Origin of the sequence: Nonomuraea sp. SYSU D8015 (assembly GCF_008065375.1) — a bacterium.
Classification (GTDB): Bacteria; Actinomycetota; Actinomycetes; order Streptosporangiales; family Streptosporangiaceae; genus Nonomuraea.
Map to the genome: position 1 here is coordinate 453,748 of NZ_VJYI01000001.1, position 24,520 is coordinate 478,267.

Annotated in this window: 23 protein-coding genes; 12 read left to right on the forward strand and 11 right to left on the reverse strand. The window is 72.7% G+C overall.

What is annotated here, in order from left to right; translation table 11 throughout:
* Positions 1–33 precede the first annotated feature (33 nt).
* The 5 genes from ID574_RS03940 to ID574_RS03960 all read left to right on the forward strand — a co-directional run bounded on the left by ID574_RS03940 (position 34) and on the right by ID574_RS03960 (position 5,235).
* A complete protein-coding gene (locus tag ID574_RS03940; RefSeq protein ID WP_223166344.1) occupies positions 34–1,185 on the forward strand; it encodes a DegT/DnrJ/EryC1/StrS family aminotransferase in 1,152 nt (383 codons plus the stop codon).
* Positions 1,186–1,273: 88 nt separating this feature from the next.
* Positions 1,274–2,518 (forward strand): ABC transporter substrate-binding protein, encoded by a 1,245-nt coding sequence (locus ID574_RS03945; RefSeq protein ID WP_188187357.1) that lies wholly within the window; start codon positions 1,274–1,276, stop codon positions 2,516–2,518.
* A 20-nt stretch (positions 2,519–2,538) separates the two neighbouring features.
* Complete coding sequence (locus ID574_RS03950; RefSeq protein WP_188187358.1) at positions 2,539–3,405, forward strand: carbohydrate ABC transporter permease; 867 nt, start codon at positions 2,539–2,541, stop codon at positions 3,403–3,405.
* On the forward strand, positions 3,402–4,268 hold the full coding sequence (locus tag ID574_RS03955) for a carbohydrate ABC transporter permease (RefSeq protein WP_188187359.1): 867 nt from the start codon (positions 3,402–3,404) through the stop codon (positions 4,266–4,268). Before ID574_RS03950 ends, ID574_RS03955 begins: the two co-directional genes overlap by 4 nt.
* Before the next feature lie 10 nt (positions 4,269–4,278).
* On the forward strand, positions 4,279–5,235 hold the full coding sequence (locus tag ID574_RS03960; RefSeq protein ID WP_223166345.1) for a dihydrodipicolinate synthase family protein: 957 nt from the start codon (positions 4,279–4,281) through the stop codon (positions 5,233–5,235).
* A gap of 50 nt (positions 5,236–5,285) precedes the next feature.
* Here the strand turns inward: ID574_RS03960 and ID574_RS03965 are convergent, their stop codons facing one another.
* The 3 genes from ID574_RS03965 to ID574_RS03975 all read right to left on the reverse strand — a co-directional run bounded on the left by ID574_RS03965 (position 5,286) and on the right by ID574_RS03975 (position 8,927).
* Positions 5,286–7,244 carry a PQQ-binding-like beta-propeller repeat protein gene (locus ID574_RS03965; protein WP_188187360.1) on the reverse strand — a complete coding sequence of 653 codons (1,959 nt, stop codon included), beginning with the start codon at positions 7,242–7,244 and terminating at the stop codon, positions 5,286–5,288.
* A 76-nt stretch (positions 7,245–7,320) separates the two neighbouring features.
* Positions 7,321–8,037 carry an amidohydrolase family protein gene (locus ID574_RS03970; protein ID WP_188187361.1) on the reverse strand — a complete coding sequence of 239 codons (717 nt, stop codon included), beginning with the start codon at positions 8,035–8,037 and terminating at the stop codon, positions 7,321–7,323.
* Positions 8,034–8,927, reverse strand: a complete 894-nt coding sequence (locus tag ID574_RS03975; RefSeq protein WP_223166346.1) for an amidohydrolase family protein — start codon at positions 8,925–8,927, stop codon at positions 8,034–8,036. Before ID574_RS03975 ends, ID574_RS03970 begins: the two co-directional genes overlap by 4 nt.
* Before the next feature lie 85 nt (positions 8,928–9,012).
* Here ID574_RS03975 and ID574_RS03980 point away from each other — a divergent pair, with 85 nt between their 5' ends.
* From ID574_RS03980 to ID574_RS04000, 5 genes are all read left to right on the forward strand, one after another.
* On the forward strand, positions 9,013–10,986 hold the full coding sequence (locus tag ID574_RS03980) for a PQQ-binding-like beta-propeller repeat protein (RefSeq protein ID WP_188187362.1): 1,974 nt from the start codon (positions 9,013–9,015) through the stop codon (positions 10,984–10,986).
* A gap of 10 nt (positions 10,987–10,996) precedes the next feature.
* A complete protein-coding gene (locus tag ID574_RS03985; protein WP_188187363.1) occupies positions 10,997–11,695 on the forward strand; it encodes an amidohydrolase family protein in 699 nt (232 codons plus the stop codon).
* Positions 11,692–12,546 carry an amidohydrolase family protein gene (locus tag ID574_RS03990; RefSeq protein ID WP_188187364.1) on the forward strand — a complete coding sequence of 285 codons (855 nt, stop codon included), beginning with the start codon at positions 11,692–11,694 and terminating at the stop codon, positions 12,544–12,546. Before ID574_RS03985 ends, ID574_RS03990 begins: the two co-directional genes overlap by 4 nt.
* Positions 12,547–12,673: 127 nt before the next feature.
* A complete protein-coding gene (locus ID574_RS03995) occupies positions 12,674–13,840 on the forward strand; it encodes a DegT/DnrJ/EryC1/StrS family aminotransferase (RefSeq protein ID WP_188187365.1) in 1,167 nt (388 codons plus the stop codon).
* Positions 13,841–13,850: 10 nt separating this feature from the next.
* On the forward strand, positions 13,851–14,534 hold the full coding sequence (locus ID574_RS04000) for a histidine phosphatase family protein (protein ID WP_188187366.1): 684 nt from the start codon (positions 13,851–13,853) through the stop codon (positions 14,532–14,534).
* Here the strand turns inward: ID574_RS04000 and ID574_RS04005 are convergent.
* The gene (locus tag ID574_RS04005) at positions 14,521–15,051 is read right to left on the reverse strand and encodes a uridine kinase family protein (RefSeq protein WP_188187367.1); all 531 of its coding nucleotides are present in this window, start codon (positions 15,049–15,051) and stop codon (positions 14,521–14,523) included. The two genes, ID574_RS04000 and ID574_RS04005, sit on opposite strands and share 14 nt — an antisense overlap.
* 78 nt (positions 15,052–15,129) lie before the next feature.
* Here ID574_RS04005 and ID574_RS04010 point away from each other — a divergent pair, with 78 nt between their 5' ends.
* Together ID574_RS04010 and ID574_RS04015 are read left to right on the forward strand one after the other, a co-directional pair.
* Positions 15,130–16,287, forward strand: a complete 1,158-nt coding sequence (locus tag ID574_RS04010; protein ID WP_188187368.1) for a CaiB/BaiF CoA transferase family protein — start codon at positions 15,130–15,132, stop codon at positions 16,285–16,287.
* 74 nt (positions 16,288–16,361) lie between these two features.
* A complete protein-coding gene (locus ID574_RS04015) occupies positions 16,362–17,849 on the forward strand; it encodes a carboxyl transferase domain-containing protein (RefSeq protein WP_188187369.1) in 1,488 nt (495 codons plus the stop codon).
* Here the strand turns inward: ID574_RS04015 and ID574_RS04020 are convergent.
* The 7 genes from ID574_RS04020 to ID574_RS04050 are packed head-to-tail and all read right to left on the reverse strand — an operon-like array spanning position 17,846 to position 24,517.
* Complete coding sequence (locus tag ID574_RS04020) at positions 17,846–19,756, reverse strand: hypothetical protein (RefSeq protein ID WP_188187370.1); 1,911 nt, start codon at positions 19,754–19,756, stop codon at positions 17,846–17,848. The two genes, ID574_RS04015 and ID574_RS04020, sit on opposite strands and share 4 nt — an antisense overlap.
* Positions 19,753–20,250: a sigma-70 family RNA polymerase sigma factor gene (locus ID574_RS04025; protein WP_223166347.1), complete on the reverse strand. Its 498-nt coding sequence runs from the start codon at positions 20,248–20,250 to the stop codon at positions 19,753–19,755. Before ID574_RS04025 ends, ID574_RS04020 begins: the two co-directional genes overlap by 4 nt.
* A 33-nt stretch (positions 20,251–20,283) precedes the next feature.
* Positions 20,284–20,679 carry a hypothetical protein gene (locus ID574_RS04030; RefSeq protein ID WP_188187371.1) on the reverse strand — a complete coding sequence of 132 codons (396 nt, stop codon included), beginning with the start codon at positions 20,677–20,679 and terminating at the stop codon, positions 20,284–20,286.
* The gene (locus ID574_RS04035) at positions 20,676–21,122 is read right to left on the reverse strand and encodes a hypothetical protein (RefSeq protein ID WP_223166348.1); all 447 of its coding nucleotides are present in this window, start codon (positions 21,120–21,122) and stop codon (positions 20,676–20,678) included. Before ID574_RS04035 ends, ID574_RS04030 begins: the two co-directional genes overlap by 4 nt.
* Before the next feature lie 26 nt (positions 21,123–21,148).
* On the reverse strand, positions 21,149–21,937 hold the full coding sequence (locus tag ID574_RS04040; protein ID WP_188187372.1) for a carbon-nitrogen hydrolase family protein: 789 nt from the start codon (positions 21,935–21,937) through the stop codon (positions 21,149–21,151).
* Positions 21,897–22,817 (reverse strand): DUF418 domain-containing protein, encoded by a 921-nt coding sequence (locus tag ID574_RS04045; RefSeq protein ID WP_188187373.1) that lies wholly within the window; start codon positions 22,815–22,817, stop codon positions 21,897–21,899. The genes ID574_RS04040 and ID574_RS04045 overlap by 41 nt, the downstream gene beginning before the upstream one ends.
* Positions 22,814–24,517, reverse strand: a complete 1,704-nt coding sequence (locus ID574_RS04050) for an alpha/beta fold hydrolase (protein ID WP_188187374.1) — start codon at positions 24,515–24,517, stop codon at positions 22,814–22,816. Before ID574_RS04050 ends, ID574_RS04045 begins: the two co-directional genes overlap by 4 nt.
* Positions 24,518–24,520 lie beyond the last annotated feature (3 nt).

The following is a 24,520-nucleotide window of genomic DNA, read 5'->3' on the forward strand; positions in this document are numbered from 1 at the left end:
CAAGACCGCAATGATATCTTGTGAGGTGTACCGGTGAAGTTCCCGTCGATGGCTGAAGCGGACGGTCGCACCCTCGGCGACGAGGAGGTGGCCGCCGCCGAGCGGGTGATCCGCTCGGGCATGCTCAACTCCGTCTGGGGGACCGAGGCGCGGGCGCTGGAGCGCGAGATCGCGGGAGTCTACGGCTCCCGTCACGCGATCGCCTGCAGCTCCGGCACCGCGGCCCTCCATCTGGCGGTCGTGGCGGCCGCGCCCGACCCGGGAGACGAGATCATCACGACACCGATCACGGATTTCGGAACCGTGGCCCCCATCTTGGCGCAGAACGCCGTTCCTGTCTTCGCCGACGTGGATCCGTCCGACGGCAATCTCGATCCCGGGGCCGTGGCCGCCCTCATCGGCCCGCGGACCAGGGCCATCATGGCGGTCCACCTGTTCGGCGCCCCAGCCCGGGCCGCCGGGCTGCGCGCCCTGGCCGACGAGCACGGCCTGACGCTGATCGAGGACTGCGCCCAGGCGTGGCTGACCGAGCTGCCCGGCGGCCGGCTCGCGGGCACGGTGGGGGAGGTGGGCTGCCTCAGCCTGCAGCAGTGGAAGCACATCACCTGCGGCGACGGCGGCGTGGCGATCACCGACGACGAGGAGCTGGCCCGGCGGATGCGGCTCTTCGCCGACAAGGGCTGGGATCGCGCGGCCGGGCGCTCGCACGCCGCCTTCGGGCTCAACTACCGCATGACCGAGCTCCAGGCCGCCGTGGCGCGCGCCCAGCTCGCCAAGCTGCCGGGGGTGGTCGCGGCCCGCCGCCGCACCGCCGCGCGCCTGCTCGACGCGCTCAAGGGCGTCCCCGGGGTGCGGCTGCCGCGCCCGGACGGCCACGCCTGGTGGCTCTTCCCCCTCGTGTGCCCGGACGGCGACGCCCCCGAGCTCGCCGCGCACCTGGCCGCGGCCGGGATCCCGGCACACGCGGGTTATCTCGCCGAGCCCCTGAACAGGGCGCCGGTGTGGGACGCGGCCATCTACGGCGCCTCCCGTTACCCCCTCGACGGCTACGAGCCGAACCCGTGCCCCCAGGCCGAGCGCCTGGTGGAGCGCACCCTGCTGGTCATCGACTGGAACGAGCGCTACACGACGCGGCACGTCGAGACCATCGCCCGAGAGATCGTGAAATTTCGGGCTCGACCGTAGTTACGTTCATGTATCAGCCATTGACCCAGTCGAGAGCGGTTACTAGGTTTCGGTCAGGACCGGTATTACTGTCGAAAGGAAGCCGCCGATGAAGAAGGCAGCGGCAGTCGGCCTCGCGGCCGCGTTGAGCCTCGCGGCCGCCGGGTGCGGATCCGGCAGCGGCTCGGACAAGAGCACCGTGACCCTGTGGATGTATCCCGTGATCGGGGACCAGGCGAAGAGCCAGGCGTTCTGGGGCAAGGTCGAGAAGGACTTCGAGGCCGCCAACCCGGCGATCGACGTCAAGATCGACCAGCAGCCCTGGGAGGGCCGCCAGGAGAAGGTCACCACCGCGCTGGTCTCGAAGAAGGGCTTCGACCTGGTGGTGCTCGGTCCCGACCAGATCCCGCAGTACGCCCAGCAGGGCACGGTCGAGGCCGTCGACGACGTCGTCGCCCCGGCCAAGGCCTCGTACCTGCCGAACTCGCTGAGCGCGCTCACCGTCGGCGGCAAGCTCTACGGCGTGCCCATCTACCAGACCATCACCGCGCCGATCTACAACAAGAAGCTGTTCGCCGAGGCCGGCGTGGACAAGGCGCCCGAGACGCTGGCCGAGCTGAAGGCGGCCGCGCCGAAGCTGGCCGCCAAGAAGGTCGCCGTGCTCGACTACCCGGGCAAGCCCGAGGTCAGCCTCAACCAGAGCTTCTATCCCATCCTGTGGGCCAACGGCGGCAGCGTCTTCGCCCCCGACGGCAAGACCGTGGCGTTCAACGGCCCCGAGGGGGTGGAGAGCCTGCAGCTCCTGCTCGACCTCAAGGCCGCCGGCGGGCTGCCGGAGAACACCGCCAGCAAGGGCAACGACATCGAGGGCGGCGCGCTGGCCGCCGGCAAGACCGCCATGTACCACGCGGCCACCGCGGGCCAGGCCGACCAGCTCGGCGCCGCCATCGGCGCCGAGAACGTCGGCATCGGCCTGCCGCTCGAAGGGAAGAAGCGGGTCGCGTTCGGCATCCCCGGCGGCCTGGTGCTGGCCAAGCACTCCGAGAACAAGGACGCGGCCAAGAAGCTCGCGACCTACCTGGCCTCCCCGGAGGTCTCCGCCGCGCTGGCCAAGGAGTCGGGCTTCTTCCCCGCGCGGACGGACGTGACGGTGCCGGACCAGTCGGCGACGTCCAAGGAGTTCGCCAAGTCCCTGCAGTACGCCTTCCCCGGCGACACCCACCCCAAGGCCCGTCACGTCATGGGACTCCTCGCCCCGCACATCCAGGCCGCGCTGCTCGGCAAGGAGGACGCCAAGACCGCGCTCGACGCGGCCGCCAAGGAGGCCGACCAGCTGCTCGGCAGCGGCGGCTGAGCGAGGAAAGGATTCACCTGGTGCGTCATCGCCTGCGTGACCCGGTCACCGGCCTGCTGTTCGTGCTGCCCGTGCTGGTGCTCTTCCTGATCTTCCGGATCTTCCCGTCGCTGGGAGCGGCGGGCATGAGCCTGACGAACTGGAACATCGGCGGCGAGTGGGACTTCATCGGCGCGGACAACTACGCCCGGCTGCTCGACGACGTGAACTTCTGGTTGAGCCTGCGGGTCACGCTCGTGTACGCGGCGGTCTACGTGCCGCTCACCCTCCTCGTGGCGCTCGGCACGGCGCTGCTGCTCCACCAGGTGGTCTTCATGCGCGGGCTGTTCCGCGGCATGCTCTTCCTGCCGTACGTGACCAGCTTCGTGCTGGCCGGCATCATCTGGCGCTGGATCTACGAGTTCGACGGGCTGATCAACGGCCTGCTGGCCAAGGCCGACCTCGGGCCGGTGGCGTTCCTGGAGCAGTCGGCGGTGGTGCTGCCCGCGCTGGCCGTGGTGTCGGTGTGGAAGGGATTCGGCTACTCGATGCTCATCCTGCTGGCGGGGCTGAAGTCGATCCCGTCGTCGTACCTGGAGGCGGCGACGGTCGACGGCGCGGGCGCCTGGCAGCGCTTCCGCCGCATCACGCTGCCGCTGCTCAAGCCCACCATCTTCTTCGTCCTGGTGATCGAGACGATCAGTGCGTTCCAGACCTTCGACACCATCTACGTGATGACCGGCGGCGGCCCCGCCAGGGCCACCTACACCCTCATCTACGGCATCTACGACCACGGCTTCCGCTCCTTCGACTTCGGTTACGCGGCCACGTGGGGCATGGTGCTGTTCGCCATCGTGCTGGTGGTGTCGCTGGTCCAGCGCCGTTTCCTGGATCGGGGGAACACATGACGATCACCGCGTCCCGTCCCGTGGCCGCGGCCGGCGCCGTCCGGGCAGCGCGCCGGCGCCGGTGGCGGACCACGTGGCCGCTCGCGGCCCTGCTGGCGCTGCTGTCCGTGCTGACCGTCAGCCCGTTCGTGGCGATGTTCGTGGTGGCGCTGTCCCCGGCGGGGCGGCCCACCGTGCCCACGCGGTGGCCGGAGTCGCTCACGCTGGACAACATCACGCGGGTGCTGGCGTCGTCCGGGTTCGCCACCTGGACGCTCAACTCGGTGATCTACGCCGGGGTGTCCGTAGTGATCATCCTGCTCACCGCCTCCATGGCCGGGTACGCCTTCGCCAAGAAACGTTTCCCCGGGCGGGAGGCGATGTTCTGGACGTTCCTGGCGACCATGATGGTGCCGTTCCAGGCCACGCTCATCCCGACGTTCGTGCTGGTCAACAGCCTGAACGGAGTGGACACGTTCTGGGGGCTCATCGTGCCCACGCTGGCGAACTCCCAGGCCGTCTTCCTGATGCGGCAGTTCATCCTGGGCCTGCCGGACGAGCTCTTCGACGCGGCCAAGGTCGACGGGGCCTCCGAGTGGCGGGTGTACTGGACGATCGTGGTGCCGCTGACCCGGCCGATCCTGGCCACACTCGGCGTGTTCGTGTTCCTGTGGCACTGGAACGACTTCCTGTGGCCGCTGGTGGTCGGGCAGAGCGACGCCACCCGGACGTTGACGGTGGGCCTGACCACGCTGCGGACCGAGGAGCTGCAGCTGTCGGTGCTCATGTCGTCGGCGGCCGTGTCCGTGGTGCCGTGCCTGCTGGTGTTCTTCCTGCTGCAGCGGTATCTGGTGAACAGCATCGCGATGACCGGGCTGAAATAAGATCCTCTAGGTGGATATTTCGGCACGAAACCTGCGGGACCGGCTCCGTGGCGGGCTGATCGCCGCCGCGGCGACCCCCATGACGGCCTCCGGCGAGGTGGACCTCGACGTGGTCTCGCGCTACTTCGCCGGCCTGGTCGCCGACGGCGCCACCGGCCTGGCCGTCCTCGCGCACACCGGCCGCGGGCCGTTCCTCCCGCCCGCCACCCGGGTCGCCGTCATCGAGCGCGCCGTCGCGCTGGGCGTGCCCGTGCTGGTGGGCGTGGGCGGCGGCGCTCCGGCGCCCGGGAAGGAGGGCGGCGGCTCTCCCGCGCCCGGGAAGGAGGGCGGTGCGGAGCCCGGCGGAGCGGACCTGGCGCGCGTGGCGGCGGAGCAGTCACGGGTCGCGGCCGGGCTGGGGGCGGACGGCGTGCTGGTGTTCCCGTCCGCGGGCGATCGCGTGGCCCTGCACGAGGAGGTGTGGCGGGCCGCCCGCCTGCCGATGATCGCCTTCGACCTCTACACGCTCCCGTGCCCGGAGCGGACGCTGCGCGAGCTCCTGGCGCATCCCGGAGTGGCGGGGCTCAAGACGGCCCTGCTGTCGGACGCGATGGGCTGCCAGCGCGCCATCGCGCTCACCAGGGAGGCCGACCGGCTCGCCATCACCGGTGAGGACCGCATGTTCGGCCCGTCGCTGCTGTGGGGCGCCGAGGCGGCCCTGGTCGGGATCGCGGCGGCGAGCGTGGCGGTGACGGCGGACGTGCTGGAGGCGTTCAAGGAAACCGATCTGCGGGCGTTCGAGGAGGCGTCGGGTCGGCTGGACCGGCTGGCGCGGGTCACCTTCACGGAACCCATGGAGGGATACGTCCAGCGCATGCTCTGGCTGGCCGCCGCCGAGGGCCTCATTCCCGGGACGCACGCGTACGACCCCTACGGCCCGCCCCTGCCCGAGGGGGAGCGGGCCGCACTGGTCTCCATCCCGCGCTGAGGGCCGGCGGGCGGAAGGGCCGCACCCCGGTATGCGTGCTCAGGGGATGACTAGCGGCCGGTGATGGCGACGCGGACCAGGTTGCGGCCGCGGACGGCGTACAGGGCGCGGCGCGAGGGGTCGAGGGCGAGCTTGGGCTCGCCGCCGAACCACTGCCCGGCCAGCCCCTCCACGATGGGCGTGGCGGTGAACCGGATCAGGTCGATCTTGACGATCTTGTCCCCGTCCGAGCAGTACGCGACCCGCCCGGTGACGAACAGCTCCCCGCCCTTCGCCCCCACCTTGAGGGTTCTGGTGACCTTCCTGCGCAGCAGGTCGAACTCGAACACCTCGCCCGTGCTCGCCATGCCGTACAGGGCGGTCCGGCCGAGGGAGAGCGAGGAGATGTGGCGGGCACCCGGCACCGGCTCCACCTGCCACAACAGCTTCCGCCGCACCAGGTCGAAGGCCGCCAGACGGGCGGTCGTGGTGAGCGGCGGCAGGCCGAGGCCCTCCTGGATCAGGGTGCCGAGGTAGGCCACGCCGTGCCGGGCGGCGACCGAGTAGACCGTCTGGCGCTCCACGACCGGCCGGTACGTCTCGTACGCACCCGTGCGCGGCGAATACAGCGACAGGGCGCCGTTCATGTGACCGGGCTCCGGCTGGGTGGGCATGACCACCAGGCCCGTGCGGGCGTCGAAGGCCAGGTCGCGCGGCCGGTCCTGCTGGTTGCCCGTGCGGGCGATCAGCGTGGCCTCGCGCTCGCCGGCGCGGTGCGCGTACAGGGCGGCCTGGGTGTAGACGCCCAGGTACGTCGAGCCGTCGACGGTGAGCATCGTCTTCGGCTCGCCCGCGATGGCGAGCCTGGTGACCTGGCCGGTGGCGAGGTCGTGCAGGTCGGCGCCGCCCTTGCCGCCGACGTAGACGCGCCTGCCGTCGGAGTGCACGGACATCGGCTCCTCGGGCGCGGCCCGGAAGCCGCGCTGCACGAGGTTGCGGTAGTCGAGCGAGCCGGTCGCCGGGTCGTAGACGAAGACCGCGCTGTCCTGGACGCCGTAGACGCGGCCCTCGTGGGCCAGCAGGCGGTGGGTGGCCGCCTCGAAGTACGGGACGCCGAGCACCTCGAGCTTCCCGGTCGTCAGGCCGTAGCGGTAGAGCGTGCCGGAGGGGCGGCCGGCGAAGTAGACGTGGTCGTCGTGGATGAGCACGGAGACGATGTACTTCTCGCCGGGGGCGGTGGCCTTGACGACCTCGTAGTTCTCCGGCGCGGCCTTGTCCAGCACGAGCAACTCCGCGAGCGAGTTCATGCCGCCGGCCAGGTGGGTGCCGGACATGGCCAGGCTGGCCACCCAGTCGCGGTCGGCCAGGGCTTGAGGGAGGAGCTCCCGCTTCTCGCCGGTGACGCGGTCGATCGCGATGAGGTGCGCGTTGGCGCCGACTCCGGCGTAGACGTACCGGTCGTCGGCCTGGATGCTGCGGACGTAGGCCTCGCCGGGGGCGGGCTGGCCGAGATCGCGGCTGGTGCCGGTGGAGGGGTCGTACTCCCAGACGCGGCCCGGCTGCGACGTGCCCAGGTAGACCTTGCCGTCGGGGGAGGAGGCCATGGTCCAGATGTACTGGTCGGGGTACTCGGCGACCTTGGTGGCCTGGTTCGTGGTGGTGTCGATCTTGTAGAGGTCGGATCGGGCGTGCGTCCCGACGTAGACGTCGGTGCCGGACCGGCACATGGCCCAGATGCCGATCCCCGTCGGGATGTCGATATGGGCCGTGACCGAATCTTGCGTGAGGTCGTAGGCGCCGACCACGTTGGGCGACAGGCCGCGGGACCCGGCGTAGAGCACGCCGCCGATGAACTCGCCGTTGCCGAGCGGGCTGGCGACACTCGCCGGGCCGAGGTCGGTGATGGTGCCCTCGGGCTTCGGGGGTACGGTTTCGCGGGCGGCGGCGCGGGCCTGGGCGGGCGGGGCCGTGAGGGTGGCGGCCGCCGTGGTCGCGGCGGCCGCGTGGAGGAAACGACGGCGGGGGATCATGCGCGGGCTCCCTGGGTGAAGTTTGGCCGCACGCTATAACGGACGGGGCCGTAATGTCCAGCTTCGGGTCTGGGAGCTAGATCGTGAAGAGCGCCGCGGCGTTGCGCCAGGCGACGCGCTCGGCGGTCTCCGCGGAGAGTCCGGCCGCCGCCACCGCGCCGAACGCCGACGACGGGTCGATCAGGGTCGCGTCGGTGCCGAAGAGCAGCCGGGCCGGGTCCACGGCGGCCACCACCTCCGCGATGCGGCCGGCGGGGGCGTGGGACCAACAGGGCTCCAGGTAGAGGCGGTCGCACGCGTTGGCGGCCTCGATGGCGTGCCGGTACCCGTCCGCCCCCATGTGCCCGGCGATCACCCGGAGGCCGGGGATGTCCTGGCACACGCGCGCCAGGTCGAGCACGGAGGCGCCCCAGGTGTGCACCAGAGCGGGGCAGCCGGCCTCGGCGACCAGGGTGAGCGCGTCCCGGAGCTGCGGGGAGGCGACAGGCGAGCCCGTGTAGTCGGTGTGGATCTTGACGCCGACGAACCGGCCGCCCGGCAGGTACGCGCGGAGGTCCTCCTCCGCCTCGCGCAGCCGCCGCGGGTTGACCGTGACGTAACCGAGAAGGCGGTCCTGGGTCTCCAGGTACGCGGCCAGGGCGCGGTTGCCGGCCGGCGCGTCGTAGATGACGGCCTCGGTGGCGGAGACGATCGCCCGGTCGATGCCGTAGCGGTCCATGGTGGCGAGATTGGCCTCGGCCACGTCCATGGTGAAGAACCACGGGCCCCAGTGGGCGTGCACGTCGATGATCACGGCTGTTCCTTCCGCGCGGTCTCGCCGGACAGCAGCCTCGCCGCGTTCCCGCCCGCCACGGCCGCGATCTCCACCGGTGCCAGACCGCTGGTGGCCAGGCGCAGGAGGGGGACCAGGGGCTCGTAGTGGGGGGTTCGGGAGCCGTACAGCAGGCGGTCGGCGCCGATCTCGGCGGCGGCGAGCTCCAGCGCGTCGGGGGAGTTGAGCAGGCGGGTGGAGGTGTGGAAGCCGGGCTCGTCCGCGGCGGCGACCAGGAAGTCGCCCAGGTGGTAGAAGTGCGTGTCGAGGAACACCACGCTCGCCCCGAGACCGGCGAAGGGCCGCCAGAACCTGCGTACGTCGCCGCCCGTGAGCACCACCAGGCCGAGCCGCGCCGCCTGCCTGGCGACGTGGCGGACGGACGGGAAGCCCGCCTCGACCCCCTGCTCGTCGGGGAACAGCCGGACGGCCCGCACCCCCGCCGACGCCAGCCGGTCGAGCTCCCGCGCTGCGCCGATCGGGTCACGAAGATCAACCGCCCCGACGGGCACGATCGCCGTCCCGACGGGAACGACCGCTGCCCCCGACTCGCCGTTCCCCGGAACGGCCGTCCCGGACCCCGCGGCCTCCAGGAGCCCTGAAGCCGGGAGTCCCGTGGGTGCGGGCGCGGTGAGGGCGAGCAGTTCGTCGTTGCCCGAGCGCACGTCGAACAGCGCCGCCCGCAGGCTCGCCACCGCCGCCGCCCGGATCCGGTGCGCGCCCAGCACTCTCAGCACCGAGGCGGGCGTGCCGGGCGGCCCGTCCCGGTCCGGGTACGCCCCGAACAACACGTCGACGTCGAGCGCGACCTCCAGCCCGCCGATCCTCCGCCATGCGTCGAACGGCATAGCGGTCTCGTCCTTAATCGCCATGCGGGCCATCATGCCATTGACGAACCACGCGCATAAGGTTACGGTCTGGGCCAAAATCGATCAGCAATGAACGCGAGGAACGCCCATGCTCCGATCACCCCTGATCGTCCTGGCGGCGCTCTTACCCGCGCTCCTCACGGGCCCGGCGGCCCAGGCGGCGGCCTGCGAGGAGCCCGCGGTGGAGCGGTTCGGCCCGGCGTCGGTCACCGGCGCCATCGTGGGGGCGGCCGTCCACGAAGGGCACGCCTACGTCGTCACCCGCGGGTTGAAGCCGCCCGTGCTCGCCGACGTCGACCTCGCGACCCGCAAGGTCGTCAGGACCGTCACCCTGCCGGACGGCCCGGCCGCCGGCGAGCCGGAGGGCGCGTGGGCCACGGCCGTGTCCGGCGGCAAGATCTACGTCGGCACCTACCCGGTGCCGGACCTCTACCGCTTCGACCCGGCCACCGGCGCCGTGGAGCATCTGCGGTCGTTCGGCAGGAACGGGGGATTCGTCTGGAGCCTGGCCGCCGCGCCCGACGGGACGCTCTACGCCGGCACCTACCCCGACGGCCGGGTCCGCGAGTACGTGCCGGCCACGGGCGCGGTGCGCGACTTCGGCGTCCTCGCCCAGGGAGAGCGCTACGTGCGGGCGGTCGCCGCCGACGCCGCCCACGTGTACGCCGGCCTGCTCGACAAGGCCAAGCTGGTCCGGATCGACCGCGCGGACGGCACGGTCAGGGAGCTGGCGAGCGGCCCGGCCGGCATCGGCGCCGTCGCCGTGCACGGCGACCGCGTGCTGGCCGCGAGCGGCAATGTGCTGATCGACGTGCGCACGGACGGCACGGACCAGCGCCGCGTCACCCTGGACGGCGGCACGATCGACATGCTCACCACGGCCGGCGACGGCACGGTCTACGCCACCTCCCGCCCGGACGGCGCCGTCCACCGCTACCGCGCCGCCGACGCCGCCTTCACGAAGATCGCCGAGCCGCCGTCGCGGGGCGACGAGACCAGGCGGCTGCACCTGCTCGACGAGAACACCCTGCTCGGCTTCGCGGGCAGCGGCGGCATGTGGTGGCTCGACCTGCGCACGGGGCGCTCCGAGTTCGCCGACCTCATCGAGGCCGGCCTGCCCAGCGGCCCTGAGCGCCCGCAGAGCATGCTCCTCGTGCCCGGCCGGGCCGTCTACGTCGGCGGCCACTTCTCGATGGAGGTGCGCGACCTGCGTACCGGCCAGAAGCGCAGGTTCCGGATGCCGGGCGAGCCGAAGGACCTCGTGCGGCGCGGCAACAAGATCTACGCGGCCATCTACCCCAGCGGTCAGATCGTCTCCGTCGACCTGCGCACCGACGAGGTGCGCGCAGTGGGCTATCTCGGGCACGGCCAGCAGCGGCCGTGGGACATCGAGTACGACCCCGTCACCGACAAGCTCGTGGTCGCCACCGCCCCGCTCGGCGCCCGGCTGAACGGGGCGCTGTCCGTGGTCGACCCGGACACCGGCCGGATCGACGTCTACGAGGGCGTCATCCCGGACCAGAGCCTGATGAGCCTCTCGGTCGACCCCCGCGGCCGCGTGGTCTACCTGGGCGGCGACGTGCTCGGCGGGGGCGGGACCCCGCCGGTCAGGACCACGGCGTCGGTCGCCGCCTTCGACCTCGTCGCCCGCAAGGTGCTCTGGCAGGTGGACCCGGTCCCGGGGCACCGCACGTTCCAGGACGTCAAGGCGCACGGCGGGCTGCTGTACGGGGTCTACAAGCGCAATTCGGGCACCTGGATCGCCATGGACCTGGCGACCAGGCAGGTGGTGCGGCAGGGCACGCTGTCCGGGTACGGCGAGCTGACCACGCACCGGGGCCGGGTCTTCACGTCCACGTTCTTCGGCGGCGGCAACGCGTACGAACTGGGCGCCGAGGCGAAACTCCTGGCCACCGGTCTCGGCGACGAGTGGTACACCAACCCGCAGCTCCACTTCGAGCCCGGCTCGTGGCGGGCGTGGGCGCTCGCGGGCCGCGACCTGGCCAGGATCAGGCTCGACCCGCGCTGCCCGCCCTTGACCGTCACTCCATCCGCCGGTTAGGTTTCGGTCTGTGCCGAAATCTGTGGTCGACGCCCACCGGCTCGTCGGTCCCGTGCCCTTCGACGACCTGCCGCCGGACCCGCGGGACGACATGGACCGGCTGGGCATCGACCGCGCCTGCGTCACCCACACGCTCAGCCTCTACTCCGACCCGGGAGCCGGAAACGAGGCCCTGCTCGCCCTCGCCGATCCCCGGCTCATCCCGGTGCCCGTCGTGGTGCCGGGCGTGCCGGGGGCCGGCGAGCCGGAGACGCCCGAAGAGGCGCGGTCGTGGGGGGTGCGCATGGTCCGGCTCTGTCCCGAACGCCACCGCTTCGACCTCACCGGCCCGGTCGCATCGCGCTGGCTGGCCGCGCTCGGCCTGCCGATCGCCATCGACCTGGACGAGACCTCACCCGCGCAGCTGCTCCGGCTCGCCGAACGCCTGCCCGCGCAGCGCATCCTGCTGCTCAACCCCGGCTACCGCGCGTTGCGCGCGGTGGCCGAGCTGATGGCCGAGGCGCCGAACGTGTGGACCGAGATCGGCACCGTCAACACACAGGGCGGCGTCGAGTGGCTGGCCGCCCGGTTCGGGGCGCGGCGGCTGGTGTTCGGCACCGGCGCCCCCGTGGCCGACGACTGCGGGCCGCGCTTCCTGCTCGACCACCTCGACCTGCCCCCGGACGACGTCGACCGCATCGCCGCCGGGTCCCTGGAGCGGCTGCTGTGATCCTCGACGCCCACGGCCACGTCGGGACCTGGCCCGACTTCCTCATCCCCGCGCCCACCGCCGAGCACCTGGTGGCCGCCATGGACCGGATCGGCGTCACCGCGATGGGCATCAGCCACCTGCTCGCCGTCGGCCCCGACGCCGTGCGCGGCAACGAGCTCGCCATGGAGATCGCCGCCCGCTTCCCCGGCAGGTTCGGGGTGTGGCAGGTCTACAACCCGCACCACCGCACCCCGCTCGCCCGCGACGGCGTGTGGGGGGTCAAGCTCCATCCCGACGTCCACCAGTGCCGCCTCGACGACCCCCTGTACGAGCCGGTCTGGGAGCTCGGCCTGCCGGTCCTCGCCCACGGCCAGACCGACTCGCCGTGGAGCGACCCCGCCCGGTTCGCCGCCGTCGCCGCCCGCCATCCGCACGTGCGGCTGCTCATGGGGCACACGGGGCTCTGGCCGTACGGGTTCGCCCGCGCGGCCCGGCTCGTGGCCGACCATCCGAACGTGTACCTGGAGACGTGCGGCTCGAAGATGACCGGCCGGTGGATCGCCCGGCTGGCCGCGACGGCGGGCGCTGAGCGGGTGCTGTTCGGGTCGGACGCCTGCTTCCTCGACCTGCGCACCGGCTACGGCCGGGTCGCGCTCGCCCCGATCTCCGACGCCGACCGCGCGCTCATCCAGGGCCGCAACCTGACCCGCCTCCTCGGCCCGAACGCCCCACCGCCGCCCACCCACGCTTCGGCTCCGACGCCGGACACGCCGCCGCCCGCCCCCGCTTCGGCTCCCATGCCGCGCACGCCGCCGCCCGCCCCCGCGCCCACGCTGAGCAGGCCACCGGCGTCCCCGCCTCCACCGTGAACGGGGCGGCCGGACCGAGGGCGGGAGCAGACAGGCGCAGGCGAGGTGATCATGCGCGTGCGGCCCCCGGCACGAGGGCCGGGGCTCTGAGCAACCCGCCACTCGTCACCCTCATCAGGAGGCTCTCGTGACTCTCGCCGTCCACGGCGGCATCCCCGTCAGATCCACCCCCTGGCCCGCCTGGCCCCCGCCCCTCGACCCCGCCCAGCGCGAGCTCGTCGCGAAGGTCCTGGACAGCGGCCTCTGGGGCGCCACCCAGGGCGGCTCCGTGGTGGCGGACCTGGCCGCCGCGTTCGCCCGCCGCTCCGGCGTCCGGTACGGCGTCGCCTGCGGCAACGCCACCCTCGGCCTCTTCGCCGCGCTGCGCGGCCTGGGCATCGGAAGAGGCGACGAGGTGATCGTCCCGGCGTACACCTTCGTGGCCTCGGCCACCGCCGTGCTGCTCGCCGGCGCCACGCCCGTGATCGCCGACGTCGATCCCGCCGACCTGCACCTGTCCCCGCAAGCCGTGCGGGACGCGCTGACCGCCAGGACGGCCGCGATCATGCCGGTGCACCTGGCCGGCAGCCCCGCCGCCATGGACCCGCTGAACGACCTGGCCGCCCGCCACGGCCTGGCGGTCGTCGAGGACGCGGCGCAGGCACACGGCACCACGTACCGGGACCGCCCGGTCGGCGGCCTGGGCGACGCCGGCGTCTACAGCTTCCAGTCGAGCAAGGCGATGACCGCGGGCGAGGGCGGGCTGATCGTCTGCCGCGACGAGGCCGTGCACGAGCGCGTCTGGTCGGCCTGCAACGTCGGGCGCGCCCCCGGCGGCGCGTGGTACGGCCACCCGTCCGTCGGCTGGAACCTGCGGCTCACGGAGCTCCAGGCCGCCCTGCTGCTGCCCTGGCTGGACCGCCTGGACGGGGAGATCGACCGCAGGAACGCCTTCTGCGCCGCACTCGAACGCGACCTGGCCGCCGTCCCCGGCGTGCGTGCGGTGCCGCGGCCGGAGGGCACCACGCGCGACTCCCGCCACCTCCTCATGCTGCGCGTGGAGGCGGACGTGGACCGCGAGTTCCTGCTCGCCGCCATGGCCGCCGAGGGTGTGCCGCTCGACGCCGGATACCCGCCGCTCGGCACGATGGCCGCGCTGACCGCCGAGGGCGCGCGTGCCGAGCCCTGCCCGGCCGCAGAAGAGGCGGCGCGGACGGTGGTGTGGATCCGCCAGGCGATGCTCATGGACGCGCCGGACGCCGCCGCCGACGTCGCCGAAGCGCTCGCGAAGGTCATCACGGGCGCCCGCGTGTGAGGATGGCGTCATGGGACCCTCCTTGATCATCGCGGTACGCCACGGCGAGAGCGAGGCCAACCTCGCCCACCGGCAAGCGGGCGAGACGCCGCTGGTCTACGAACGCGGCGACGACGAGGTGACCCTGACGGAGCTGGGCAGGACGCAGGCGACGGCGCTCGGCCGGCTGCTCGCGTCACTGCCCGGCGGCGAGGCGCCCCAGCTGGTGTGGTGCTCGCCCTACCTGCGCGCCCTCGACACGTGGAAGATCGCGCAGGGGGAGTGGGGCGTCGACCCGCTCCCGGTCACCGTGGACACGCGGCTCAGGGACCAGGGGGCCGGGGCGTTCGCGCACCACAACCTGGCCGCGATCAGGGAGCGGTTCCCCGAGCAGCTGGCGCGGCGCGAGTCCGAGGGCGCCTACGCCTTCCGCCCGCCCGGCGGCGAGTCCCTGGCGGACGTGGTGGCCAGGCTCCGCGACTTCCTCGGCGACCTGGACGGCCGCGCCGACGGGCGGCGGGTGCTGATCGTCGCCCACGACTCGGTGGTGCTGGGGCTGCGCCACGTCATCGCGGGCGGCCCCGACGCCGAGCTGGCCGCGGTGCTGGCCTACGCCCCGGTGCTCAACGCCTCCGTCTCCGTATGGCGGACCGGCCCAGGCCGCCGCTTCGAGCTCGTCCGCTTCAACGACGTCGCCCACCTCACGTCTGAATGACGAGATCGGCCCGCTCCCTGGTGCCGTCCTCGGCGAACCACGCCTTCTCCGCCGCGAACCACTCCCGCCACCGCGGCTCCAGCTCGGGCCCGTCCCGCTCCAGCACGCGGGCGAGGCGCACCCGCTCGCCGGCCTCCATCCACACGGTGAACGCCAGCAGCCCGGCGACCGAGGCACGGGCCGTGCCGACGCCCTCGATCACCAGGACCGGCGCGACCGGGACGGCGACGTGCTCGGCGTACTCGCCGCGCACCCAGTCATACCTGCGGAAACCTCCCGGACGGCCGTGCCGCAGCGGGCGGAGCACCTGCTCCTCCAGCGCGTGGAACCAGCCGCCGGGCCCCTCCTCCCACGGCACGGGGAAGTCGTCGCTGTGGATCACCTGGCAGCCGAGCTCCGCCGCCAGCCGCCGCGCGAACGTCGTCTTGCCCGACCCGGCGGGCCCGTCCACGGCCACCAGGCGGACGGGACCGCAGGACGGCGGCAGTTTCCTGATGCGGTCGGCCGGCGAATTCACCGCCCCAGGGTAGATGACGGGGGAAGGCCAACTGAGAGAATGTTCTTTCGCCCCGAAAACGCAAGCAGGAGGTTGACCGTGCCCGGACCCCTCGGCGACATCGTCGTGCTGGATTTGTCCAGAGCCCTGGCCGGACCGCATGCTGCGCAGATGCTGGGCGACCTCGGCGCGCGGGTGATCAAGGTCGAGCACCCCGACGGGGGCGACGAGTCGCGGGGCTGGGGCCCGCCCTTTGTCGGGCCGGATCACGACATTTCAACCTATTTTCTGGCGGCCAACCGTAACAAACAGTCCATCGCCGTCGACCTGAAGTCTCCGGAGGGCAAGCGGCTCATCGAGCGCCTCGTCCGCCAGAGTGACGTCCTCGTCGAGAACTTCCGCACCGGCGTGCTCGAGCGCCTCGGCTTCCCCGTCGAGCGGCTCCATGAGCTCAACCCGCGCCTGGTCATCCTGTCGATCACCGGCTTCGGCCACGACGGCCCCGAGGGCGGGCGCCCCGGCTACGACCAGATCGCCCAGGGCGAGGCCGGCCTGATGTCGCTGACCGGCCCCTCGCCCGACGAGCCCTACCGCGTCGGCGCCTCCATCGCCGACCTGCTCGCCGGCATCCACGGCGCCTACGGCGTGGCCGCCGCCCTCTACGAGCGCGAGCGCACCGGCAAGGGGCGCGTCGTGCGCACGTCGCTGCTGGCCGCCGTCACCGGCGTGCACGCCTACCACGGCACCGCCTGGACGGTGGGCGGCCAGGTGCCCGCTGCCGGCGGCAACCACCACATCTCCATCACCCCGTACGGCTCCTTCCGCTGCGCCGACGGCATGCTGCAGATTGCCGCCGCCAACGACGGCCAGTGGCGCAAGGTCGCCACGCTGCTCGGCATCGACCCCGACACGCCGCGCTACGCCACCAACAAGGACCGGCGCGCGCACCGCGACGAGCTGATCGCCGACATGGAGAAGGCCCTGGCCGCCCACGACCGAGCCCACTGGCTGGCCAGGCTGGCCGAGGCCGGCGTGCCGGCGGGCGCGATCAGGTCGATCGACGAGGTCTACACCTGGGACCAGACCCGCTCGCAGGGCCTGGTCGTCGAGGTCGAGCACCCGGTGCTGGGCCGCATCGAGCTGCCGGGGCCGCCCCTGCGCTTCGACGGGCCGGCCGGAGTGGAGCACACCGCGCCGCCCATGCTCGGCCAGGACGGCGACGCGGTGCTCGCCTGGCTGGAGGAACGCGAACGATGATCCGCATCTGGTGGCACCGGTGGGTGGTTTCATGCGTCAACATTGCAACGTTGGCTGACATCTAGGGAGCGATAGTGAGCCGTCCGGACGCGCGCACACTGATCGAAACGGTCCTCGACCGGGGGTCGTGGAAGTCGTGGGACGCGCCGCCCGCCGACCCGGCCGAGCCCGGCTCCTCCTACGCCGACGAGTTGGCCGCCGCCCGCGCCAAGTCAGGCTACGACGAGGCCGTGATCACCGGCGAAGGGCTGCTCGACGGGCGCAGGGTGGCCGTCGTGGCCTGCGAGTTCTCGTTCATGGCGGGCTCGATCGGGGTGGCCGCCGCCGAGCGGTTCGTCGCGGCGGCCGAGCGGGCCACCCGCGAGCGGCTGCCGCTGCTGGCCGCGCCGGCCTCGGGCGGCACGCGCATGCAGGAGGGCGCGCTCGCGTTCGTCCAGATGGTGAAGATCACCGCCGCGATCCAGGCGCACCGGGCGGTCGGCCTGCCCTATCTCGTGTACGTGCGCCACCCCACGACGGGCGGCGTGCTCGCCTCGTGGGGATCGCTCGGACACGTCACGGCCGCCGAGCCGGAGGCGCTGATCGGGTTCCTGGGGCCGCGGGTGTTCGAGGCGCTGCACGGCTACCCCTTTCCCGAAGGGGTTCAGGTCGCGGAGAACCTGCACCGCAAGGGCCTGCTCGACGCGGTGGTCTCGGCGGAAGACGTGCGCGCGGTCGCGATCAGGGCGCTGGCCGTGCTCGCCGCCGACAAGTCCGCCGTCGAGGCGGGCGTGCCCCCAGAGGAGGACCTGCGGCCCGTGGAGGCGTGGGAGGCGATCACCCGCTCCCGCCGCGACGACCGCCCCGGCGTACGCACGCTGCTCAAGCTCGCCGCCACCGACCTGACCTTGCTCGCCGGCACCGGGACGGGGGACGACGCGCCGGGGCTGCTGCTCGCGCTGGCCAAGTTCGGCAGCGCGCCGGCCGTGGTGCTGGGCCAGGACCGGCGGCTCCAGCGCCTCAACTCGCCGCTCGGCCCGGCCGGGCTCCGGGTGGCCAGGCGCGGCATGCGGCTGGCCGCCGAGCTCGGCCTGCCCCTGGTCACGGTAGTCGACACGGCGGGCGCCGACCTGTCGAAGGCCGCCGAGGAGGGCGGGCTGGCCGCCGAGATCGCCCGCTGCCTGGCCGAGCTCGTCACCCTCGACGCGCCGACCGTCTGCCTGCTGCTCGGCGAGGGCGCGGGCGGTGCGGCGCTGGCCCTGCTGCCCGCCGACCGGGTGCTGTGCGCGCAGCACGCCTGGCTGTCGCCGCTGCCGCCCGAGGGCGCCTCCGCGATCCTCTACCGCTCGGTCGACTTCGCGCCCGAGATCGCCCAGGCGCAGCGCATCCGCGCCACCGACCTGCGCCGCGACGGCATCGTGGACCGGGTGATCCCGGAGCTGCCCGACGCCGCCTACGAGCCCAGGCAGTTCTGCGAGCGGGTGGGGCGGGCGCTGGAGTACGAGATCGCGAAGCTGCTGGAGCTGAGCCCGGCCGGCCGTCTCGCGGCCCGCCGGGCCCGCTACCGTTCCCTGGGCGCCTAGGGCTCGAAGCGCCAGAGCTCCTTGCCGTCGGCCCCGTAGCCGATGAGGGTCGCCTCGGCGCCGAAGTCGCCTCCCTCGGGCTTCGGGCCGGCGAACAACGTCACACCCTGCCCCCACGGGTCCGGCACGGCCCGCGCCGTGCCGGTGGCGCCGCCCTTCAACGCGAGCTCGACCTTGGCGGTCCCGGCGGGCGCGTAGCCGTACCAGGCACGCCCGGTGTCCGCCCAGTAGACCGGCTGCCCGGCGTCGAGAAGCAGGTCGCTCAGCTTCCCGCCGGGAATCGGCCCCGGCAGGCCCGCCTGGACCTCGCCGTTCTCCCAGAAGGCCATGCAGGCGCCGCTCAGCAGGGCGGTGACGCCCGCGTCCAGGGTCACCCGCTCGGCCTCGGAGCGCTCGGCCTGCCTGCCGCACGCCTTGTCCAAGACGGGGATCGGCCTGGCCGTCGCGTCCCGGGCCTTCATGACGTAGCCGCCCACCTCGGCGTCGAGAGGCACCGCGACGTGCCAGATCCGCAGCGGGGCGCCGTCGCCCCGGAAGAACTCGGCCCGGACCCGCCGCCCGTCGGAGAGCACCGCCTCGACCCATTCCCAGTCGTCGCCGGCCGGGCCGTAGTGGACGACGGCCCCCGGCTCCGGCAGGTAGGTCTTCGCCGTCAGGACCGAGAAGCCCTTCCCGCCGCCGAAGGTACACGTCATCACGCCCGAGTTGTCCGGCGTGGCGCCGCCGCTCTGGCAGAGTGAGGGGCCGTACTCGGGGCTCTTCCTGAACGCGAGGCGGACCGGGCGGCCGGAGTTCTCCGTGCCCGGAAGGGTCATCACCTGTCCGATCAGATCGGAGCCCCCTTCCTCCACCCCCGGTTCGGGCTCATCACGGCTCCAGACCTCCTTGCCCGACGCGTCGTAGGCGGCCACCCGATAGCCACGGAACGGTTCGCCGTCCGGATGCGCCCCGGCGAACAGCGCGACGCCCCGGCCCCACGGATCGGGCCTGGTCTCCAGGCTCGTCGTGGCGCCGTCCTGGAAGAGGATCTCGACCCTGGCGACGTCCTGGCGCGCGAGGCCGGCAATCGCGTTGTGCCCCACAATCACGATCACCGGCTCCTGCTGCGGGCCGGGCCGGATCTCGCGCAGGACGGCGCCGTGCCGTGACAACTGCACAACCGTGCCGTCCGCCTGGTACGGCCGCGCGATGACGCCGTCGGGCAGCTCCATGGGCGCGCCGGCCGGCGTTCCCGGCGGTGGCGCGAACATGTCCCGCGACCATTCCCCGATTCGCCTGCCGTTCCCGTCGGCGTACTCGACCCCGGTCACCGGGTCATCGGCCGGATAGGGCACGGTCCAGATCCGGTACGGCGCGCCGCCGGGCGTCCGCACCGTGCCCGGCAGTTTCCGCCCCGCCTTCGTGAGCCCGGTGACCGCGCCGACGTCGTTCTTGGCCACGCCCCAGTCCAGCGCGGTCGCCGCACCGTCCCGCAGGCTGCTGCCCGCGAACAGGATGTCCTGGCTGTCCGGCACGGGGGAGCAGCCGCCGTAGGGGTCGCCGGCGGCCCGTTCCACGACGTAGCACACCTCGGGGTAGCCCAACCTGGCCTTGGCGAACCAGATCCGCAGCGGCCGGCCCTCGACCGGGTCGTCGACGGTCAGCGGCTCGCCGACGGCCGTGCGCTGCCGCATGAGGCGCTCGTAGACCGCGTCGGGGTCGGTCGCGGTGTTCCTGCCCAGGCCCCCGTTGAGCAGGACGGGAACGAACACGGCCAGCAGCGCCACCGGCAGCGCGGCCAGCAGCAGGCGGCCACGGTGGCGCCGGGGACGCCGGGCGTGCACCCGCGCCCAGGCGTGCGGGCTCGCCTCGAAGGTCTCGGCGCGGGCGTCCAGCGCGGCCCGCAGGCGCTCTTCCAGGTGGTTCACGCATCCTCCTCTTTCAGCGCCCTGCCGAGGGCGGCCAGGCCCCTGCTGGCGTGCGTCTTCACCGACCCGGGCGACACGCCCATGGCGTCGGCGATCTCGCGTTCGGAAAGGTCCAGCCAGTAGCGCAGGACCAGCGCCTCGCGCTGACGGCGCGGCAGGCGGTCGACGGCCGCGAGCAGTTCCCGGTGCTCCTCGGCCACGAGCACGTCGTGCTCGCTGCTGCGCGCCGGTTCAGGGGGGTCGGGACGGCGCAGCCGGACCAGCCGGAGGTGCCGCAGGCGGTTGCGGGTCAGGTTGCAGACGGTCGCGCGTAAATAGGCCAGCGCGGCCCCGTCGTCACGCAACCGCCTGGTGTGCAGCCGGGCGAACGCCTCCTGGGCGATGTCCTCGGGGTCGTCGGCGCCGAGCAGTCCGGCCAGCCGCACCAGGGACTGGTATTGGGCCGCGAACAGGTCGGCGAACGACGGCTGCGCCATGGTCGCTGTTTCGATCACACTCCAGAGACACCCGAAGGGGCCTCCGGTTGACTAGGGGACCGGAATCCGCTCCACCCGGATGGAGAAGACCTCCTCGCGGGGCACCACGACCTCGTAGGCCCCGTGGTCGACCATCCAGTAGCCCAGCGCCTCCGCCTTCATCCCGCTGTGGCCCGTGTAGGCGATGTGGAGGCCGTCCTCGTCCTCGTCGAGCACGATGCACGGCTCGCCGCCGAACGCGCCCACCGTCCGGATCAGCACCAGCCACTCCACCTCGGACCTGGCCACCCGGCGCCGCCAGTAGCCGGCCGCCGGCTCGAACCCCTCCAGCTCGACCTCGCTGAACAGCACCACGTCGTCGTTGTCGGGACCGAGCGCGGCAGGCAGGGTGCGCTCGCCGTAGCGCGCCACGAAGCCGGAGGCGACCGGCGTGATGTCGTCACTCATGCGGCAGGCCGCCAGGTCAGCCCGTCGTAGTCGGCGAAGGGCCGCTCACCGTCTCTGGTGACGTGGACGATCTCCGCCCCGGCGGGGATCGGCATCGGGACGGTGTGGAACTGCGGCACCACGTGGTCGGGCGAGGTCGTGAAGCCGTTGCCCGCGAACGGGGGCGCGTCGCTCCAGTCGCCTCCCATGTGCGGCCCGTACGGCACCGCGTACGTGTCGACGTCGCGGGCGTACCAGCGCATGACGTAGAGCTCGGGCACTTCGGCGAACAGCTCCGATCCTTCGAAGGACAGGTCGAGCCCCCAGTAGAGCGCCTCCGGCGTGGTCAGCCTGACGCAGTCCTGCACTCGGTAGACGTAACCGGAGATCACCGTGCGCTTGCCCGACAGGTATGGCACGAGCAGACGCGGCGGGACAACCTTCTGCATCTGCGTTCCGCTCACGGTACTACTTTACGATCGGTTGACCCTTAGAAAACCCGGTGTTCCAGGCACGGCAGCGTGGCCCGCGCCGTGACGGTGTACTCGTGGTCGACCCGCACGACCTGCACGCCGGGTGCGGTGCCCAGGTCGGCGCGGACCACGCCCAGCGGGTCGACCAGCATGCTGCGGCCCACGCCGTAGCCGTCGGACGACTCGGCCGGGTTGGGCGCCTGGCCGACGGCCGCGGTCCACATCGTGTTCTCCAGCGCCCGCGCCCGCACCAGGGTCACCCAGTGGTCCTCCTTGAGCGGCCCCGAGCCCCACGCCGCGATCACCGCGAACAGCTCCGCGCCCTTGTCGACCAGCGCCCTGGCCAGCTCGGGGAAACGGACGTCGTAGCAGGTGATCAGCCCCACCCGCACGCCCGCCAGCTCCACGACCGCGGGCTCGGCGCCGGGCACGACCAGATCGGACTCCTTCGCGCCGAACGAGTCGAACAGGTGGATCTTCCGGTACGCCGCCTTGATCGCGCCGTGCTCGTCGATGGCCACGGCCGTGTTGTGCACGCGTTCGGGCAGGTGGCCGGGGCCCGGCTCGAACACGCCGGCGATCACCGCCAGACCGTGCTCGCGCGCCGCCTCGGCCAGGCCCGACACGAAGGGCCCGTCCAGCGGCTCGGCCAGGCCGGTGATGCGCCGGCCGTAGCGGGTCAGCGTGGCCTCGGGGAAGATCGCCAGCTCGGCCCCCTCGGCTCGGGAGAGCGCCTCCCTGGCCCTCTTGAGGTTCGTCGACGGGTCAGGAGACACCGGGATCTGGCAGAGGGCGATTGTGGTCACGGCCCGACTCTAGCCGGTTGGGCACCACTCGAAACCTGGTCAGGCACCGCCAAATCCACTCGAGTGGGCCGTATTGGAACCTCGCCAGCCACCATCGGCTGACGAGGACCTGCACGCCCACGGTCACCGCCGCCACGGCCACCACGGACCATCGGGTGGGGTCGGCGTTCGCCAGCGGCCCGGTCAGGACGATCACCGCGGTGCCCGACACGTAGTTGGTCAGCGCCATTCTGCCCAGGGGCTCCAGCACCGCCGACAGCCACGGCCTCAACAGGAGCAGCAGACCCAGCGCGTACGCCGCCGCGCCGGCCAGCGCGGCCGTGCTGTAGACGATCCACTCGTTCGTCGTGGACCAGGAGTAGGTCAGCAGCGCCGTGACCACCGCCGCGGCCGCGAACCCGGGCAGCAGCAGCGTCCTCGGCGGCCGCAGCTCCCACAAGGCCATGCCGACGAGGAACAGCCCGGGGATCAGCAGGGGCCCGCCGCCGACCATCAGCGCCCACGCGATCGCCGCCGCCCCCAGCAGCAGCTGAGGCCAGCCGGGGGCCATGAAGGAGGCGGGCAACAACACCGCCGCCCCGTAGAAGGCGTAGTCGGTCAGCACCTCGCCCTCGTAGAACCTGTGCTGGACCAGCCCGAGGCAGAACAGCCAGAACAGCCGGCTCAGCAGCGCCCACCGGCTGTTGCCGCGCAGGAAGAGCATGAAGCTGATGCCGAACAGCAGCGAGAAGATCGGGTAGAACCGGCTCTGGAACAGGGCCTCCATGGTCAGGTCTAGCCCGTTGTCGGTCTTGTTCTCCACGTGCTGCCAGGTGTTGACCAGCATGATGCCGCCCACCGCGAAGCCGCGGAGGGCGTCGAGCTCTCGGATGCGCGTCACAGGAACCAGGTGAACCACCATACGAGGAATCCGCCGCTGATGGCCGTCGCGGCGATCTGCGGCCATCTGCGGTGGCGGAGGAGGACCGCCGCGGTCAGTATGGCGGAGGCGACCGCGATCCACGTGTAGGGGGCGACCACGCCGGGGACGCCGACGGCCAGGGCCGTCTCGTTCCTGGTCGCCAGGCCGTACACCGACTGGGTGACCAGCCCGGCGAACGCCACGCCCGCCAGTCCGCCGAACGCCGCCGTCGCCCGGCCCTTGAGCGCGGCCGTGACCAGCTGGACCAGGGCCGCGAGCGCGAACAACGCGAACGGCGCGGCCAGCCACGGCGTCCGGGAGATCTGGTACGGCGCCCCGGTCACGTGCAGGTCCACGGGCCGATCGCGGCCGTCGTCCATGCAGAGAGTGAAGGCGGTGACGACCGGGTCGGCGACGAAAGCGGCGATCTTCGCCCGGGCGCACGCACTCGACAGGAAGACGGCGTGCGCGGCGCGGGGGATCTCCTCGAAGCGGGCGTCGGGCAGGTCGCCGGCGGCCGGCCTGGCGGTCCTGACGGGGGTGGTGGGGTCGTGCCGGCCGCCGAGGACGTACACCGGGGCCTTCGGGCGGGCGTTCACCGGCTGGGACTTGGGGAGCTGCAACGCGTCGCACACCGCTTTGTCGACATTTACCGTGAAAAGCCGTGATTTGGTGGCGAAGGTGTTGAACGGGACCTCGTCCTGGCACTGCACCGCGTGATACAGCCCGAACTCGTGCGACACCAGCCCCTGGCCCACGGCGTCCGCCAGCGGGCGCAGCAGCTCGTCGTGCCCCCGGGCCAGGGCGGGCAGCAGCTGCGGCGCCACCGCGGCCACGTCCGCCTCGTGCAGCGCCTCCACCATGACCGTGGCCACGTCGTCACCGCTCATCCGCGCCGTGAACCCTCGGCCGAGCATCGGGTCGGTGGTCGGCACCAGCGCCGGCGAGGCGTTGAGCCGGGCACTCATGGCCGCGAAGCCGTCCTCGACGCCGAGCCGGGCCAGCGTGTCGGACAGGTTCCTGTCGGCGTCGTCGTACCAGGCGACGCTCTCCGGCAGGAACGAGTCCAGCACCACCGACCGCGTGCCCTCCGGGTCGGCGGCGGCCACGTCCAGCATGACCCTGGTCGAGTAGCTGACGCCGAACAGGTTCCACGACTCGTAGCCGAGCTCGCGGCGCAGCGCCACGACGTCCGCCGCGATCTCCTTCGTGTTGTATCCCCGCAGGTCGACGCCCTGCTCGCGGAGCCGGTCGCGGCACTTCACCGCCGCCGCGCCCACGTCCGCGGCGGGCCGGCGCAGCTGCCCGAGCAGCGCCGCGGCGGTCTCCGGGCAACCCAGCGTCGGCTCGGAGTATTTCCCGCCGCGCTGCTCGACCGTCACCACGTCACGGTCCGGGAACATCGCGCTCAGGAAGCCCGTGAGCTGGATGGACGCCGACCCGGGCCCGCCGCTCATGTACACGACGGGGTCCGGCTTGCGGTCCTTCGCCATCGAGTGGCGGACGGCGTAGCCGACCTTGATCTTCCTGTCCGGGGCGTCCCTGCGCTCCGGGACGATCAGGAATCCGCAGGTCGTATGAGGCGGCATGGCGACCGGGCAGCCGCGGGGCTCGGGCGCGGACGAGGACATGACAGGGGGCGCGGACAGCGCGAGGGCGAGCACGACCCGAATGATCACAGG

What these genes read in the sequence shown, in the direction of transcription:
- ID574_RS03945 (WP_188187357.1), top strand. Translation starts at nt 1,274, where the DNA reads ATGAAGAAGGCAGCGGCAGTCGGCCTCGCGGCCGCGTTGAGCCTCGCG.
- ID574_RS03955 (WP_188187359.1), top strand. Translation starts at nt 3,402, where the DNA reads ATGACGATCACCGCGTCCCGTCCCGTGGCCGCGGCCGGCGCCGTCCGG.
- ID574_RS03965 (WP_188187360.1), bottom strand. Translation starts at nt 7,244, where the DNA reads ATGATCCCCCGCCGTCGTTTCCTCCACGCGGCCGCCGCGACCACGGCG.
- ID574_RS03975 (WP_223166346.1), bottom strand. Translation starts at nt 8,927, where the DNA reads ATGGCGATTAAGGACGAGACCGCTATGCCGTTCGACGCATGGCGGAGG.
- ID574_RS03980 (WP_188187362.1), top strand. Translation starts at nt 9,013, where the DNA reads ATGCTCCGATCACCCCTGATCGTCCTGGCGGCGCTCTTACCCGCGCTC.
- ID574_RS04000 (WP_188187366.1), top strand. Translation starts at nt 13,851, where the DNA reads ATGGGACCCTCCTTGATCATCGCGGTACGCCACGGCGAGAGCGAGGCC.
- ID574_RS04030 (WP_188187371.1), bottom strand. Translation starts at nt 20,679, where the DNA reads ATGAGTGACGACATCACGCCGGTCGCCTCCGGCTTCGTGGCGCGCTAC.